Raw genomic sequence first — 16,480 nt, 5'->3', positions numbered from 1 at the left:
GTGTCCCCCCAGGACGGAAAAGGGGCCGGCGCCCGTGGGTTCGCGGAGCGCCGGCGCTAGGTGGTACTCGTGGTGGCTTGCGGGACGGTCAGCTGGGCAGCTTGAGCGTGACGGCGCTCTGGAGCAGCTCCGGACCGGCCCAGGCGGAACGGGTACCGGCGTAGGCGGTGCCGAAGTCGGCGGTGCCGAGCAGCAGCTGCTTCTTGGTGCCGGTGGGGGCGGTCACCGGGGCGACGACCCCGGAGGGCGCCTTGATGGTGACGTCCTTGCCGATGCGGTAGGCGGTGACCTTGCCGTCGGCGAGGGCCTTGTCCCAGGCGGCGCGGCGCTGGAACTCGACGCCGGTGTCCTTCATGCTCTGGTTGACGATCGGTGCGCTGGGGGCGTAGAGGGCGCGGTAGGTGTCGAGGACCTGGTTGAGCACCGGGTAGAGGGTCCGGTCCTCGGCGAGGTTGGACTGGTGGACGTAGTGCGGGCGCGGGTCGTTGGCCAGGACGTGGCGCAGGGCCGTGCGGGCCTCGGCCGGGACGATGGTGTCGAGGTAGCCGGTGTTGACGTTCAGCGGGGCCGGCAGGCAGGTGGAGGTCGCCGGGTTGTCCTCGCAGACGCCGCTTCCGCCGTGGGCGCGGCTGGTGTAGATCCAGTTGTACTCGTCGGCCATCTCGGCGTTGGTGCCCGTGTTGTAGTACACGTTCATCGGGTGCCGGGGGACGGTGAGGGCCGCGCCGACCGCTCGCTGCGCGGGTTCGCGGGAGTTGTCGCTGCCCGCCCACTTGACCCCGTTGTCGGCGAGGGCGCCGGCCAGGTTGGGGTTGTCCACGGCCTGCTGCGGTGCGGTCTTGAGGCCGGAGTGCTCACCGGTGACCAGTTCGGTCCGGTCGGTGGTGATGCCCTTGGCGGCGGCCCAGTTGTTGTTGTCTCGGATCTGGGCGGAGATCTCGGCGCGGCTCATGTACTGGATCGCGCCCGCGGCGTTCTTCGTGCAGGTCCACGGGGTGACGGCGGTGTTCTGGACGCAGCCGAGGAACGGGTGGGTGTAGGTGTGGTTCATCCACCGGTACTTGGCGCGGTCGGCGACGAGCTGGGCGGTCAGCGCGTCGACGCCGCCGTTCTCGGCCTTCCACTCCTCCCCGGCACCCCCGTTGAAGAGCATGTCGAGCTTGAAGTTCTTCGACGTCTGCCACTGCGCCGCGTACACGGCGTCGGCGGCGCTCATCCGGATGGTGCTCTCCTTGCCCTCGCCGCCCGCGCAGGCGTAGTCGCCCGGCGTGCAGTTCAGGTCCTTGTTCCAGCGGGCGTCGGGGGCGAAGACGTCGTCGACGTGGACCGCGAAGTAGTTGCGGCTCTGGCCGAGGTGCACCCCCTGGGTCAGCCAGTCGACGATGCCGCGGGCGAGCAGCCGGAACTGCTGCTGGTACTGGTTGTAGCCGAAGGTGACGACCAGTTCGCTGCGGCCGTCGTGCGCGTACTCGCCGACGAGCGAGGCCCGGCCGGAGCCGACGGGCGCGTCGACGTAGCTGGTGTAGCCGGGGCGCGGCTTGCCCATGAAGCCGAAGCTCTCGGGGACCAGGGCCGAGTTGTCCTCGAAGGTGACCTGGCCGCCGAGGTAGGCGAAGGGTCCCGCCTTTCCGGCGGTGGTGACGGCGGCCTGGGTGCCGTCGAGCTGGCCGCTGTAGCCGCCGTTGTCGGTGTATTCCAGCCCGACGCCCGGGTGGGCCCAGGTGTAGGCGTCGACCTGGCGGATGCCGTAGGTCGTCTCGTAGGCGGTGAGGGCGGCCATCTCGGCCGAGCCCTCGCCGAACGGGTTCTCGTTCGGCAGGACGACACCCTGGTACTTGGCGCGCGGACGGCCGTCCACCGTGTCGCTGAGGAAGCCCGCGTTGATGACCGGGCGGCCGCTGCTGCCCAGCTGGACGCGGGTGTAGGGCACCCCCGTGTCGCGGAGTTCCGCGGTGATCGCCTCGACCGAGCTGCCACCGTCGTCGACGACCAGCACCTTCAGGTCGATGCGCGGTGTCACGGCCGCCTGGGCGGTCGCGGCGGGTACTGCCACGGATACCAGGGCGGCTGCCGCCATCATCGCGGCGACCCTGTTCATCCGATTCTTGTTGACCATATTCGGCCTTTCCCCCCGCAGGCGTCCCTCGACCGGCCCTTGGCGGACAGCCGGGCCTGGGAGGCTCTGTGGAAATCATGCAAAGGAACCCCGCGTCCCCTTGCGAGAGTGGACCGAGTCTTTCGGACCTCGTCAGGTCTACGAGGCAAACCTGGAGCAGAGTCCACAGATGGGTGAACCCGATGGCCTCTTGATCGAACAACTTGCCAAACCTTCGAGTGACGTACGGACGAGCGCGTACGCGTAGGCTCATTTCTGGCGGCCGTCGGGCCCGAATACGATCGCTACGGATGGCCGTCCACCCACTCGGCCCACACACACAAACGGAAGCGAGACTTCACCACCGTGACTGCTCTGACTCTCAGCACTGCCGGCGCGGCGACGCTCCGCGCCGACGCCCTCGTGGTCGGCGTGGCGAAGGGCCCCAAGGGACCGATCGTCGCCGCGGGCGCCGAGGCCGTGGACAAGGCGTTCGACGGTAAGCTCGCCGGCGTCCTCGACGCGCTGGGCGCCTCGGGCGCCGAAGGCGAGATCACCAAGCTGCCGGCCCCGGCGGGCCTCAAGGTCCCGGTCGTGCTGGCGGTGGGGCTCGGCTCCGTCCCGGAGAAGGACGAGTCGTTCGACGAGGAGGTGCTGCGCCGGGCCGCCGGCGCCGCCGCCCGCGCGCTGCACGGCACCAAGAAGGCCGCCTTCGCCCTCCCGCTGGAGGACGCCTCGGCCGTCACCGCCGTCGCCGAGGGCGCCCTGCTGGGCGCGTACGCCTTCACCGCCTACCAGGGCGGCGAGAACAAGGCCCGCAAGGAGGCCAAGGGCGCGGCCCCGAAGGCCCCGCTGGCCGAGGTGGCCCTGCTGGGCGCCAAGCCCCGCGACAAGGAGCACAAGGCCGCCGCCGAGCGCGCCGCGGTCGTGGCGGCCGAGGTCAACGTCGCCCGTGACCTGGTGAACACCCCGCCGAACGACCTGACCCCCGAGGCCTTCGCCGCGGTCGCCTCCGCGGCCGCGAAGGAGAACGGCATCAAGGTCCAGGTGCTGGACGAGAAGGCCCTGGTCAAGGGCGGCTTCGGCGGCATCATGGGCGTCGGCAAGGGCTCCGAGAACCTGCCGCGCCTGGTGAAGCTCACCTACACGCACCCCAAGGCGGAGAAGACCCTGGCCTTCGTCGGCAAGGGCATCACCTACGACTCGGGCGGCATCTCCCTGAAGCCGGCCGGCCACAACGAGACGATGAAGTGCGACATGGCCGGCGCCGCCGCCGTCTTCGCCTCCGTCGTCGCGGCCGCGAAGCTGGGCCTGCGGGTCAACGTCACCGGCTGGCTCGCGCTCGCCGAGAACATGCCGTCCGGCTCCGCCACCAAGCCCGGTGACGTGCTGCGCATGTACAGCGGCAAGACCGTCGAGGTCCTCAACACGGACGCCGAGGGCCGTCTGGTCCTCGGTGACGCGCTGACCAAGGCCTCCGAGGACAACCCGGACGCGATCGTCGACGTCGCCACCCTGACCGGCGCCATGGTGCTCGCCCTCGGCGACCGCACCTTCGGGATCATGGCCAACGACGACGCCTTCCGCACGTCGATCCACGAGATCGCCGAGGAGGTCGGCGAGTCCTCCTGGCCGATGCCGCTCCCCGCGGAGCTGCGCAAGACCATGGACTCCCCCACCGCCGACATCGCGAACATGGGTGTCCGCATGGGCGGCGGCCTGGTGGCCGGCCTCTTCCTGCAGGAATTCGTCGGCGAGGGCATCACCTGGGCCCACCTCGACATCGCCGGCCCGGCCTTCCACGAGGGCGCGCCGCACGGCTACACCCCCAAGGGCGGCACCGGCTCCGCCGTCCGCACCCTGGTGCGTCTCGCCGAGCGCACGGCCACGGGCGACCTCGGCTGACCACTCCGTTCGATGTGACGTGACGCACCCCGGGCCGGGTCAGGGCCCGGGGTGCGTCCGTCTCACGACGAAACCTGAAGGAATCGGCAGGTATCTCGGTAGGTACCTACGCAGTGGTAACCCCCGGTCCGGGAGGATCGCCCGATCACATCGTGGGCCCGGCGTCCCGCGTTCCCCCGACAAATGCGAAGATGGGTTCTCGGCAGGACAGGGCCCCCACCACAGGGCCGAAGAAACAAGCGGCCGTATACCAGCCGCCGCCCGGTCACAGAGGACCGGTGCCCGGCGCACATGCATGGAGGACGTGACGTGGCGAACGACGCCAGCACCGTTTTCGACCTAGTGATCCTCGGCGGTGGCAGTGGCGGTTACGCCGCGGCGCTGCGCGCATCCCAGCTGGGTCTGGACGTTGCCCTGATCGAGAAGAACAAGCTCGGCGGCACCTGCCTGCACAACGGCTGCATCCCCACGAAGGCTCTGCTGCACGCGGGCGAGATCGCGGACCAGGCTCGTGAAGCCGCCCAGTTCGGTGTCAAGACCTCCTTCGAGGGAATCGACATCGCGGGTGTCCACAAGTACAAGGACGAGGTCATCTCGGGCCTGTACAAGGGTCTGCAGGGCCTGGTCGCCTCCCGCAAGGTGACCTACATCGAGGGAGAGGGCCGCCTCTCCTCCCCGACTTCCGTCGACGTGAACGGCCGGCGCATCCAGGGCCGCCACATCCTGCTGGCGACCGGCTCCGTGCCGAAGTCGCTGCCGGGCCTGAACATCGACGGCAACCGCATCATCTCCTCGGACCACGCGCTGGTCCTGGACCGCGTCCCCGAGTCGGCGATCGTCCTGGGCGGCGGCGTCATCGGCGTCGAGTTCGCCTCGGCGTGGAAGTCCTTCGGCTCCGACATCACCGTCATCGAGGGCCTCAAGCACCTCGTGCCGGTCGAGGACGAGAACAGCTCGAAGCTGCTGGAGCGCGCGTTCCGCAAGCGCGGCATCAAGTTCAACCTGGGCACCTTCTTCGACAAGGCCGAGTACACGGAGAACGGCGTCCGCGTGACGCTGGTCGACGGCAAGACCTTCGAGGCCGAGGTGCTGCTGGTCGCGGTGGGTCGCGGCCCCGTCTCGCAGGGTCTGGGCTACGAGGAGCAGGGCGTCGCGATGGACCGCGGCTACGTCCTGGTCGACGAGTACATGCAGACCAACGTGCCGACCATCTCGGCCGTCGGTGACCTCGTCCCCACCCTCCAGCTCGCGCACGTCGGCTTCGCCGAGGGCATCCTGGTTGCGGAGCGTCTGGCCGGCCTCAAGGCCGTCCCGATCGACTACGACGGTGTCCCGCGCGTCACCTACTGCCACCCCGAGGTCGCTTCCGTCGGCATCACCGAGGCCAAGGCCAAGGAGATCTACGGCGCGGACAAGGTCGTGGCCCTGAAGTACAACCTGGCGGGCAACGGCAAGAGCAAGATCCTCAAGACCGCGGGCGAGATCAAGCTCGTCCAGGTCAAGGACGGTGCCGTGGTCGGCGTCCACATGGTCGGTGACCGGATGGGCGAGCAGGTCGGCGAGGCCCAGCTGATCTACAACTGGGAAGCTCTGCCGGCCGAGGTCGCGCAGCTCATCCACGCGCACCCGACCCAGAACGAAGCGATGGGCGAGGCCCACCTGGCCCTCGCCGGCAAGCCGCTTCACTCCCACGACTAATTCGTCACGGGCGCGACGACCACTTCCGCACTTTCGTTAGGAGCAACTGAAACCATGTCGGTTTCCGTAACCCTTCCGGCGCTCGGTGAGAGCGTCACCGAGGGCACTGTCACCCGCTGGCTGAAGGCCGAGGGCGAGCGCGTCGAGGCCGACGAGCCGCTGCTCGAGGTCTCGACCGACAAGGTCGACACCGAGATCCCCTCCCCCGTGTCGGGCATCCTGGCCTCCATCAAGGTCGCCGAGGACGAGACCGTCGAGGTCGGCGCCGAGCTGGCCGTCATCGACGACGGCTCCGGCGCGCCTGCTGCGGCCCCGGCCGCCGAGCCGGCCGCCGCCGAGGCCCCCGCTGCCGCTCCGGCCCCGGTCGCCGAGGCCCCCGCGGCTCCGGCTCCCGTCGCCGAGGCGCCCGCCGCCGAGGCTGAGACTGCCGGGGGCCATGCCGCGTCCGGCACCGATGTCGTGCTCCCCGCCCTGGGCGAGTCCGTCACCGAGGGCACCGTCACCCGCTGGCTGAAGCAGGTCGGCGAGTCCGTCGAGGCCGACGAGCCGCTGCTTGAGGTCTCCACGGACAAGGTCGACACCGAGATCCCGGCGCCGGTCTCCGGCACGCTGCTGGAGATCCTGGTCGGCGAGGACGAGACCGCCGAGGTCGGCGCCCGTCTGGCCGTCATCGGCGTCGCCGGTGCCGCTCCGGCCGCCCCGGCTCCGGCTGCCGCCCCGGCCCCCGTGGCCGCTCCGGCCCCGGTGGCCCCGGCTGCCCCGGCCGCCGCTCCGGCTCCGGTCGCCCCGGCCGCTCCGGTCGCCGCTCCGGCTCCGGTCCAGGCCGCCGCCCCGGTGGCCGCTCCGGCCCCGGTCGCTCCGGCCGCTCCCGTCGCCCCGGCTCCGGTCGCCCCGGCCGCCGCTCCGGCGTCCGCCGGTGACGAGGCCGCGTACGTGACCCCGCTGGTACGCAAGCTCGCCTCGGAGTCCGGCGTCAACCTGTCCACGGTCTCGGGCACCGGTGTCGGTGGCCGTATCCGCAAGCAGGACGTCCTGGCCGCCGCCGAGGCCGCCAAGGCCGCCGCTGCCGCCCCGGCTCCGGCCGCCGCCGCTCCCGCTGCGAAGGCCCCGGCCGCCGCGGTGTCCGAGCTGCGCGGTCAGACCGTCAAGATGACCCGCATGCGCAAGGTCATCGGCGACAACATGATGAAGGCCCTGCACTCGCAGGCTCAGCTCAGCTCCGTGGTCGAGGTGGACATCACCAAGATCATGAAGCTGCGCGAGAAGGCCAAGGGCGCGTTCCTGGCCCGTGAGGGCGTCAAGCTCTCGCCGATGCCGTTCTTCGTCAAGGCCGCTGCCCAGGCGCTGAAGGCCCACGCGGTCGTCAACGCCCGGATCAACGAGGACGAGGGCACCATCACCTACTTCGACTCGGAGAACATCGGCATCGCCGTGGACTCCGAGAAGGGCCTGATGACCCCGGTCATCAAGGGTGCCGGTGACCTCAACCTGGCGGGCATCTCCAAGGCGACCGCCGATCTGGCCGCCAAGGTCCGCGGCAACAAGATCACGCCGGACGAGCTGTCGGGCGCGACCTTCACCATCAGCAACACCGGCTCGCGCGGTGCGCTGTTCGACACGGTCATCGTGCCCCCGAACCAGGTCGCCATCCTGGGCATCGGTGCCACGGTGAAGCGCCCGGTGGTCATCGAGACCGCCGAGGGCACCAACATCGGCATCCGCGACATGACGTACCTGACCCTGTCCTACGACCACCGCCTGGTGGACGGCGCGGACGCGGCCCGGTACCTCTCGGCCGTCAAGGCGATCCTTGAGGCCGGCGAGTTCGAGGTCGAGCTCGGCCTGTAAGGGTCACCGCACGGCCCCGGCCGTCGCACACGGCACGGCGCCCCCGCCCGGAACACCTCCGGACGGGGGCGCCGTCGTCGTACCCCTCTCGGGGCCCTGGTCCGGAGCCTGTTGTAACCAGCCTCACCCGGCGTCCGCGACCGGGAACGCATCCGGTGGGGGCTACTCGGCCGTATTGTCTACGCATCGAAGCGATGCATGCCCCTACAGGAGATGAAGCCCCGATGATCACCCCACCCGTCGTGCACTCGCTGCGCGAGCAGATCCGCGAGCACATCGTGGAGGGGATCGTCAGCGGGCGCTGGAAGCCCGGCGAGCGGATCGTCGAGCGCCGGATCGCCGTGGAGCTGGAGGTCAGCCAGACCCCCGTACGGGAGGCCCTGCGCGAGCTGGAGACGCTGCGGCTGATCGAGTCGGCGCCGAACAAGGGCGTGCGCGTACGGAACCTCTCCGCGGCCGACCTGGAGGAGATCTACCCGGTCCGGGCCGGTCTGGAGCAGATCGCGGCCGAGCTGGCCGCCCCGCGGCTGGCGAGCGACTGCTCGGCGCTGGAGCCGCACGTGGCGGCGCTGTGGGAGGCCGACCGGACCGAGGACGGGACCGCGCAGGTGCGGCACACCGTCGGGTTCCACCGGGAGATGGTGCGGGCGGCCGGGAACAGCGTGCTGCTGCACACCTGGGAGAGCCTGGGCATCGAGGTCTTCACGGCCCTGTCCATCCGCTGGCTGGGGACCGTCCAGAAGTCGTACGCCGAGGAGCACGAGGCCCTCGTCGAGGCGTTCCGCAGTCAGGATCCGGACATCGGGCTGCTCGTGAAGCGGCATGTCCTGGGGTGCGCCCCGCGCGCTTGATCGACTGCGGGAGCGCCTGTTTGTCCGCGTTTGACCGGCACCGCGTGCCTTTTTCTCTGGCACGCGGTGCCGACTTTCGCCGGATGGACGTTTCTTTGTCACTTTCATTTGATCGATCATCGATCAGCGATTTACAGTCGTCGCGGACCTCAACCAGGTCCACCGACCCTGTCCTGCCCGTCAGGGATTTTTTCACCACCTCTCCTTTGTCCGGAAGGCGGCGCACAGCAATGTCCGACCCCGTAGGAAAGCTTCCGAGCGAGCTCGACCAGCTCCCGGATCGCGACACCGAGGAGACCGCCGAATGGGCGGCCTCCCTCGACGCCGTCGCACAGGCCGCCGGTACGCGCCGCGCCGAATACCTGCTCCGCCGCACGCTCCAGCACGCCGAGGCCGCCGGCCTCGCCCTGCCCAAGCTGCTGGAGACGGACTACGTCAACACCATCCCCACCGCCGCGGAGCCCGAGTTCCCCGGTGACGAGGAGATGGAAGCCAGGATCACCGCATGGAACCGCTGGAACGCGGCCGCCATGGTGACCCGCGGCTCCAAGTACGGCGTCGGCGGCCACATCGCCACCTTCGCCTCCGCCGCGTGGCTCTACGAGACCGGCTTCCAGCACTTCTTCCGCGGGAAGGAGGCCGACGGATCGGGCGACCAGCTCTACATCCAGGGCCACGCCTCCCCCGGCATCTACGCCCGCGCGTTCCTCGACGGACGCGTCTCCGAGCAGCAGCTCGACAACTTCCGCCAGGAGTCCGGCGGCAACGGCCTGCCGTCCTACCCGCACCCGCGGCGCCTGCCGTGGCTGTGGGAGTTCCCGACGGTGTCCATGGGCCTCGGCCCGCTCTCCGCGATCTACCAGGCGCGTTTCAACCGCTACCTGCAGAACCGGAGCATCAAGGACACCGCCAACTCGCACGTCTGGGCCTTCCTGGGCGACGGCGAGATGGACGAGCCCGAGTCGACCGCCGCCCTGGCCCTCGCCTCCCGCGAGCAGCTCGACAACCTGACCTTCGTCATCAACTGCAACCTGCAGCGCCTCGACGGTCCGGTCCGCGCCAACTTCCGCGTGGTCCAGGAGCTGGAGGCCCAGTTCCGCGGCGCCGGCTGGAACGTCATCAAGTCGCTGTGGGGCTCCGCCTGGGACGAGCTGTTCCAGCTCGACACCACGGGCGCCCTCGTACGCCGCCTGCGCGAGGTACCGGACGCGCAGTTCCAGACGTACGCGACCCGCGACGTGGCCTACATCCGCCAGCACTTCTTCGGCGCCAACGCCGACCTCGTGCAGCTGGCCGGGGTGCTCTCCGACGCGAAGATCGCCGAGTGCTTCCACTCCTCCCGCGGCGGCCACGAGCCCCGCAAGGTCTACGCCGCGTACAAGGCCGCCCTGGAGCACAAGGGTGCGCCGACGGTCATCCTCGCGCAGACCGTCAAGGGCTACACGCTGGGCGCCGGGTTCGAGTCGAAGAACGCGAACCACCAGATGAAGAAGCTGACGATCGACGAGTTCAAGGACATGCGTGACCTCCTTGGCCTCCCGATCCCCGACAGCGCCTTCGCCGACGGCCAGGTCCCGTACGGCCACCCGGGCGCGAACAGCCCCGAGGTGCAGTACCTGAACGAGCGCCGCGCGGCGCTCGGCGGTCCGGCCCCGGCCCGCAAGGTCAAGCACGTGGCCCTGCCCGCCCCCGCGGACCGCTCCTTCGCCCCGCTGCTCAAGGGCTCCGGCAAGCAGGAGATGGCCACCACCATGGCCTTCGTCCGGCTCGTCAAGGACCTGATGCGGGACAAGGAGACCGGCAAGCGCTGGGTGCCGATCGTCCCCGACGAGGCCCGTACCTTCGGTATGGAGTCCCTCTTCCCGTCGGCCGGCATCTACTCGCCGCTGGGTCAGACGTACGAGCCGGTCGACCGCGACCAGCTCATGTACTACAAGGAAGCCAAGGACGGCCAGATCCTCAACGAGGGGATCACCGAGGCCGGCGCCATGGCCGACTTCATCGCCGCCTGCACGTCGTACGCGACGCACGGCGAGCCGATGATCCCGTTCTACATCTTCTACTCGATGTTCGGCTGGCAGCGCACCGCCGACCAGATGTGGCAGCTCGCCGACCAGCTCGGCAAGGGCTTCATCGTCGGCGCCACCGCCGGCCGCACCACGCTGACCGGTGAGGGCCTCCAGCACGCGGACGGCCACTCGCACCTGATCGCGTCCACGAACCCGGCGTCGCTCAACTACGACCCGGCCTTCGCGTACGAGATCGCGGTGATCGTCAAGGACGGTCTGCGCCGGATGTACGGCGAGACGCCGGAAGACGTCTTCTACTACCTGACGGTCTACAACGAGCCGAAGGTGCAGCCCGCCATGCCGGAGGGCGTGGAGGAGGGCATCCTCAAGGGCCTCTACCGCTTCAACACGGCGGCGGACCTGGCGGAGGCGGCCCCGGCCGCCGACGCCCCCAAGGTCCAGCTGATGGCCTCGGGTACGGCGATCCACTGGATCCTGGAGGCGCAGAAGCTGCTGGCCGCCGAGTGGAACGTGGCCGCCGACGTCTGGTCCGCCACCTCCTGGGGCGAGCTGCGGCGCGAGGCGCTGGAGTGCGACGAGGCGCTGCTGCGCGGCGAGGTGCGCACCCCGTACGTCACCCGCGCGCTGGAGGGTGCGGCCGGCCCCGTCCTGGCCGTCTCCGACTGGATGCGTCAGGTCCCGGACCAGATCAGCCAGTGGGTGGAGCAGGACTACACCTCGCTCGGTACGGACGGCTTCGGCCTGTCCGACACCCGCGAGGGCGCCCGCCGCCACTTCGGTGTCGACGCCCAGTCGATCGTGGTGGCCGCGCTGGCCCAGCTCGCCCGCCGCGGCGAGGTGCCGGCGTCCGCCGTCAAGGAGGCCCGGGAGCGCTACGGCCTGTAAGGTCCCGCGTCCGCGCACGGCATGCCGAAGGCCGGTGTCCGGCCCCGCCAAGGGGGTCGGACACCGGCCTTTGGCCGTATGAGCGGTGGCGGCCGGGGGGTGAACCCGTGATGCTGGAGCGGTGATGGACGAGACGGAGTTCTGGGAGATCGTCGACCGTACCCGCGAGGCCGCCGACGGCGACCCCGAGGAACACGCCGAGCTGCTCGTGGAGCGGCTCGCACTGCTCGACCCGGACTCCGTCCTGGACTTCGCCCGCCACTTCGAGTCCCGGTACAACCGGGCGTACACCTGGGACCTGTGGGGCGCGGCCTGGGTGCTGCTCGACGGGGCGAGCGACGACGCCTTCGACTACTTCCGCTGCTGGCTGATCGGCCAGGGGCGGGAGGTGTTCGAGGGCGGGGTGCACGATCCCGACCAGCTGGCGGAACTCCTGGGCGAGTTCGACGAGGAGATCGACGGGGACGGCGAGGAGCTGGGGTACGCGGCCGACGAGGCGTACGAACAGCTGACCGGGGCGGTGGCGCCGGATCTGGGCATCCCGCTGCAGGCGGCCGAGCCGGAGGGCGCCGCGCTGGACTTCGAGAACGAAGCCGTGCTCGCGGAGCGCTTCCCCCGGCTGTGGGACCGGTTCCGCGCCTGATCAGTAGTGCGTGCCGCCGTCGATGCGGATCTCCGTACCGGTGATGAACGCGCCGTCCTCGGAGCCCAGCATGGCGACGACGCCGGCGACGGTCTGCGGGCCGGCGAAGCCCTGGCCGAGGGCCGGGGCCAGCTTGACCAAGAGGGACCAGTCGGTGTCCTCCGGCAGGCCGGGGCCGTTTCCGGTGGTCATGCCGCTCTCGATGGAGCCGGGTGCGACGCTGACGAAGCGCAGGCCCTGCTTGCTGTACTCGGCGGCCAGCGCGTGGGTCATGGACTGGATGCCGCCCTTGCTGGCCGCGTAGGCGGACATGTAGGGGTGGGCGAAGGACGCCGAGGTGGAGCTGAAGTTCACGACGACCGGCCGGTCGCCCGCGAGCAGCGCCGGGAGGGACGCGCGGATCATCAGGAAGGTGCCGGTCAGGTTGACCCCGATGACCTGGTTCCAGAGGTCCAGGGTGGTCTCGTGGGTGTGCCCGGAACGCAGGATGCCGGCGGCGTTGACGAGTACGTCGATCCCGCCGAGGACGCCGACCGCGGCGGCCACGCCCTCCTTGACGGCGCTCTCGTCGGATATGTCGAGGAGCGCGGTGGTGAGCCGGGCCGCGTTACGGTCGGCGGCGGCCCGGTCGGCGGTGGCCTTCAGGCCGGCCTCGTTGACGTCGACGGCGTGGACCCGGCCGCCCTCGGCGAGGATGCGGTGGACGGTGGCCTGGCCGATGCCGGAGCCACCGCCGGTGATGAGGACGCGACGTCCTTCGTAACGGTTCATGGCGCGAGCGTACCCAAGCGATGGCACGTTTTGCCATGATGACAAAGAATGTAATCGCCGGGGATGGCGAGGGGTACGCTTCACCCGTGAGATCCCCTCGCCCGTACTCTCCCCAGGCCGGCCCCGGAGCCCAGTCGCTGACCGAGCGCCGCAAGGCCGCCACCCAGCTCGACATCGCCCGCGCGGCCTGCGAACTGTTCGCCGAACACGGCCCCGACGGCACCACCGCCGAGGACATCGCCCACCGGGCGGGGGTGGCACTGCGCACCTTCTACCGCTACTTCCGCAACAAGCAGGAGGCGGTGGCCCCGCTGCTGGCCGGCGGCGGTGACGCCTGGCGCGCCGTGCTCGCCGAGGAGGACCCCGGCACGCCGCTGGGCGAGGCGCTGGAACGCGCGGTCACCCGGTCCCTGAGCGGACAGCAGGCGGTCGAGGAGGGCCTGGAGGTGACCCGCGGCCTGCTGCGCGCGGCGGCGGACGACCAGGCCCTGCGCGCGGTCTGGTACCGCGTGAACCAGGATTCCGAGGAGCAGCTGGTCCCGGTGATCTCCCGGCTGGCGGGCCCGGAGGCCGACCCGCTGGAGGTACGTCTGCTCGCGGCGGCGGCCACGGACGCGATCCGTGTCTCGCTGGAGCTGTGGTCGACGACGGGGGCCCCGGTCTCGGGCCCGGGATCGCCGGCGGAACTCGCGGTCCGCTGCCTGCGTGACCTCACAGGGGCGATGCCCCTGCTCCTCCGCCAGGGGTAGGAACAGGGGCATCGCATCGGGTCGGGCCGGGCCGGTCAGGCCCGCGGCTCTACGTCTTCAGGTGGGGTTCAGCCGCCCCAGCCGCCTCCACCGCCACCGCCGCCCCCTCCGCCGCCGCCCCAATTGCCTCCACCGCCGTCGCCTCCGCGACCGCCGTCGCCGCCACCGCCGCCCCAGTTGCCGCCGCCGTCGCCGCCCCCGCCGCCCCAGTTGCCGCCGCCGTCGCCACCGCGACCGCCGCCGTCACCCCAGTTGCCGCCGCCGTCGCCACCGCGTCCGCCGTCGCCACCACGGCCGTTGCCCCAGTCACCGTTGCCGCCACGGCCGTTGCCCCAGTCGTCGTGGTTGCCCCAGTCACCGTTGCCACCGCGGCCGGAGTCGTTCCAGTTCGACCAGTTCGAGTCGCGCCAGTTGCGGTTGTCGCGCCAGTTGTCGTTGTATCCGCCGACACCGCCCTGGTCCCAGCACCAGCTGGGCCGGTTGCGCCAGTCGTGGTTGCAGCAGGCGTCCCACCGGGCGTCGGAGCGGTTCGAGGGGTACCGGTAGCAGTTGTAGCCACCGTTCCCGCCACCGCCACCACTCCCGGTGACGACCGAAGCCGAGGCGCTGGCGACGGGCAGCAGACCTATCGCGATTCCCGCGGCGCCCGCCATGGCTGCCGCAACGATCTTACGGCGCATTATCATGCACCTCCGCACATGTTTCGCTTATGAGGCTTTTAGGTCATTTCCACCCTCACTCGCCCGTGCGGCCCTGTCAAAGCGGAAAGGCCCCCCGCCGCACTCCGAGGAGCGTGGCGAGGGGCCTCCCATCAGGCATTTTTAGATGTCGAAGTAGAGCTCGAACTCGTGCGGGTGCGGACGCAGCGCGATCGGGGCGATCTCGTGCGTGCGCTTGTAGTCGATCCAGGTCTCGATCAGGTCGGGGGTGAAGACACCGCCGGCCAGGAGGTACTCGTGGTCCTCCTCCAGGGCCTTGAGGACGTCCTCAAGGCTGGTCGGGACCTGCGGGACGCTCGCGTGCTCGTCGGGCGAGAGCTCGTAGAGGTCCTTGTCGATCGGCTCCATCGGCTCGATCTTGTTCTTGACACCGTCGAGGCCCGCGAGCAGCAGCGCCGCGAAGGCGAGGTACGGGTTGGACGACGGGTCCGGGGCGCGGAACTCGACGCGCTTGGCCTTCGGGTTCGAGCCCGTGATCGGGATGCGCATGGCGGCGGAGCGGTTGCGCTGCGAGTACACCATGTTGACCGGCGCCTCGAAGCCCGGCACCAGGCGGTGGTAGGAGTTCACCGTCGGGTTGGTGAACGCCAGCAGCGACGGGGCGTGCTTGAGGATGCCGCCGATGTAGTAGCGCGCGGTGTCCGACAGGCCCGCGTAGCCGGCCTCGTCGTAGAACAGCGGGTCGCCGTTCGCCCACAGCGACTGGTGCACGTGCATGCCCGAGCCGTTGTCACCGAAGATCGGCTTCGGCATGAAGGTCGCGGTCTTGCCGTTGCGCCAGGCGACGTTCTTCACGATGTACTTGAAGAGCATCAGGTCGTCGGCCGCGGCGAGCAGCGTGTTGAACTTGTAGTTGATCTCGGCCTGGCCACCGGTGCCGACCTCGTGGTGCTGACGCTCGACCTGGAGGCCCTGGGCGTCCAGCTCAAGGGAGATCTCGGCGCGCAGGTCGGCGAAGTGGTCGACCGGGGCTACGGGGAAGTAACCACCCTTGTAGCGGACCTTGTACCCACGGTTGTTCTCCTCCGAACCGGTGTTCCAGGCGCCGGCCTCGGAGTCGATGTGGTAGAAGCCCTCGTTCGCGGAGGTCGCGAAGCGCACGCTGTCGAACACGTAGAACTCGGCCTCGGGGCCGAAGTACGCGGTGTCGGCGATGCCGGTGGAGGCGAGGTACGCCTCGGCCTTCTTCGCGATGTTGCGCGGGTCGCGGCTGTAGGCCTCACCCGTGATCGGGTCGTGGATGAAGAAGTTGATGTTGAGCGTCTTGTCCTTGCGGAACGGGTCCAGACGCGCGGTGGTGATGTCGGCACGCAGCGCCATGTCGGACTCGTGGATCGCCTGGAAGCCGCGGATCGAGGATCCGTCGAAGGCGAGCTCCTCCGCCGGGTCGAACGCTCGCGCCGGGATGGTGAAGTGCTGCATCACACCAGGCAGGTCGCAGAAGCGGACGTCGACGAACTTGACGTCGTTCTCCTCGATGTACTGCTTCACTTCGTCGGCGTTCTTGAACATCCAACTCCTCCTACTCCCGGCCCCGGGGCAGGGACGGGCTTTATAGCTCGTGGTGCGTCAGTGCGGTGCCGCACGCTGACCCGACCATAAGCAGACGGGATTTCCCAAGCATGACCCATTTGTTTCGCACAAGTTAACCAGGGTCCGGCCGGAGGGCCGTGCGGCGCCACGGGTACCGTGTTCGGGTGGACAACAGACAGGCAATCGGATCCTGGCTCTCCGGCCCCCGCGCGGCCGCCGAGGAGATGGGTGTCGACTTCGGCTATCCGGGTCAGCGGCTCGGCCTGCCCCAGCAGGGGCCCGGCTCGGTGGCCCGCTTCGGACGTCGGCTCGGCGCCGTCGCGATCGACTGGATCGCCTGCCAGCTGATTGCCTACGGGCTGATCACCGGCGGCAACCTGGCCGCGGCGGGCAACTGGACCCTCGCGCTCTTCGTGGCCCTCACCATCCTGACGGTCGGCACCGTGGGCTTCACCCCCGGCAAGCGGATCCTGGGCCTCCGGGTGATTTCGGAGTCCGGCGACCGCCTCGGCATCGTCCGGGTGGTCCTGCGCACGCTGCTGCTGGCCCTGGTCGTCCCGGCGCTGATCTGGGACCGCGACGGCCGCGGCCTCCACGACCGGCTGGCCCGCGCCGTCCAGGTCCGCATCTAGGCCCGCACCGCGGACCACGCGTACGACACAGGGGTGGGGCCCCCCCCCGGGGGGGGGGGGGGGGCCCCCCCGGGGGGGGGGGAAAAAAAAGGAACGGGGAGGCGCCGACGAGCCCCCCCCC

The 16,480-nt window shown here is 70.2% G+C and carries 12 protein-coding genes; 8 read left to right on the top strand and 4 right to left on the bottom strand.

Going from position 1 to position 16,480, the window contains the following annotated elements:
- Positions 1-88 precede the first annotated feature (88 nt).
- Complete coding sequence (locus ACFY0D_RS35635; protein WP_390802057.1) at positions 89-2,116, bottom strand: hypothetical protein; 2,028 nt, start codon at positions 2,114-2,116, stop codon at positions 89-91.
- 345 nt (positions 2,117-2,461) lie between these two features.
- Here ACFY0D_RS35635 and ACFY0D_RS35630 point away from each other — a divergent pair, with 345 nt between their 5' ends.
- The 6 genes from ACFY0D_RS35630 (at position 2,462) to ACFY0D_RS35605 (ending at position 11,955) form a co-directional block, all read left to right on the top strand.
- Complete coding sequence (locus tag ACFY0D_RS35630; protein WP_390802056.1) at positions 2,462-4,000, top strand: leucyl aminopeptidase; 1,539 nt, start codon at positions 2,462-2,464, stop codon at positions 3,998-4,000.
- Between the two features lie 309 nt (positions 4,001-4,309).
- On the top strand, positions 4,310-5,698 hold the full coding sequence (gene lpdA, locus ACFY0D_RS35625) for a dihydrolipoyl dehydrogenase (protein WP_030731050.1): 1,389 nt from the start codon (positions 4,310-4,312) through the stop codon (positions 5,696-5,698).
- Between the two features lie 54 nt (positions 5,699-5,752).
- Positions 5,753-7,546: a 2-oxoglutarate dehydrogenase, E2 component, dihydrolipoamide succinyltransferase gene (gene sucB, locus ACFY0D_RS35620; protein WP_390802055.1), complete on the top strand. Its 1,794-nt coding sequence runs from the start codon at positions 5,753-5,755 to the stop codon at positions 7,544-7,546.
- 227 nt (positions 7,547-7,773) lie between these two features.
- Positions 7,774-8,397 carry a GntR family transcriptional regulator gene (locus ACFY0D_RS35615; RefSeq protein WP_030010631.1) on the top strand — a complete coding sequence of 208 codons (624 nt, stop codon included), beginning with the start codon at positions 7,774-7,776 and terminating at the stop codon, positions 8,395-8,397.
- 230 nt (positions 8,398-8,627) lie between these two features.
- Positions 8,628-11,312, top strand: a complete 2,685-nt coding sequence (gene aceE / locus ACFY0D_RS35610) for a pyruvate dehydrogenase (acetyl-transferring), homodimeric type (RefSeq protein WP_390802054.1) — start codon at positions 8,628-8,630, stop codon at positions 11,310-11,312.
- A gap of 124 nt (positions 11,313-11,436) precedes the next feature.
- Positions 11,437-11,955, top strand: coding sequence for a DUF4240 domain-containing protein (locus tag ACFY0D_RS35605; RefSeq protein WP_390802053.1), 519 nt, complete (start codon positions 11,437-11,439; stop codon positions 11,953-11,955).
- Here the strand turns inward: ACFY0D_RS35605 and ACFY0D_RS35600 are convergent, their stop codons facing one another.
- The gene (locus ACFY0D_RS35600) at positions 11,956-12,726 is read right to left on the bottom strand and encodes an SDR family NAD(P)-dependent oxidoreductase (RefSeq protein WP_390802052.1); all 771 of its coding nucleotides are present in this window, start codon (positions 12,724-12,726) and stop codon (positions 11,956-11,958) included.
- 86 nt (positions 12,727-12,812) lie between these two features.
- Here ACFY0D_RS35600 and ACFY0D_RS35595 point away from each other — a divergent pair, with 86 nt between their 5' ends.
- Positions 12,813-13,475, top strand: a complete 663-nt coding sequence (locus ACFY0D_RS35595; RefSeq protein ID WP_390802051.1) for a TetR/AcrR family transcriptional regulator — start codon at positions 12,813-12,815, stop codon at positions 13,473-13,475.
- A 68-nt stretch (positions 13,476-13,543) separates the two neighbouring features.
- Here the strand turns inward: ACFY0D_RS35595 and ACFY0D_RS35590 are convergent, their stop codons facing one another.
- Together ACFY0D_RS35590 and glnA are read right to left on the bottom strand one after the other, a co-directional pair.
- Complete coding sequence (locus ACFY0D_RS35590) at positions 13,544-14,155, bottom strand: hypothetical protein (RefSeq protein ID WP_390802050.1); 612 nt, start codon at positions 14,153-14,155, stop codon at positions 13,544-13,546.
- A 141-nt stretch (positions 14,156-14,296) separates the two neighbouring features.
- The gene (gene glnA, locus ACFY0D_RS35585; RefSeq protein WP_030010919.1) at positions 14,297-15,706 is read right to left on the bottom strand and encodes a type I glutamate--ammonia ligase; all 1,410 of its coding nucleotides are present in this window, start codon (positions 15,704-15,706) and stop codon (positions 14,297-14,299) included.
- A gap of 185 nt (positions 15,707-15,891) precedes the next feature.
- On the opposite strand from glnA, the gene ACFY0D_RS35580 reads away from it, so the two are divergent.
- Complete coding sequence (locus ACFY0D_RS35580) at positions 15,892-16,359, top strand: RDD family protein (protein WP_390802049.1); 468 nt, start codon at positions 15,892-15,894, stop codon at positions 16,357-16,359.
- Positions 16,360-16,480 lie beyond the last annotated feature (121 nt).

The sequence above is a fragment of the Streptomyces sp. NPDC001502 genome (assembly GCF_042894785.1).
GTDB classification, from domain to species: Bacteria; Actinomycetota; Actinomycetes; order Streptomycetales; family Streptomycetaceae; genus Streptomyces; species Streptomyces kutzneri.
Note: the sequence above shows the minus strand (reverse complement) of the source record. Positions and strands in the feature narration are given on the sequence as shown.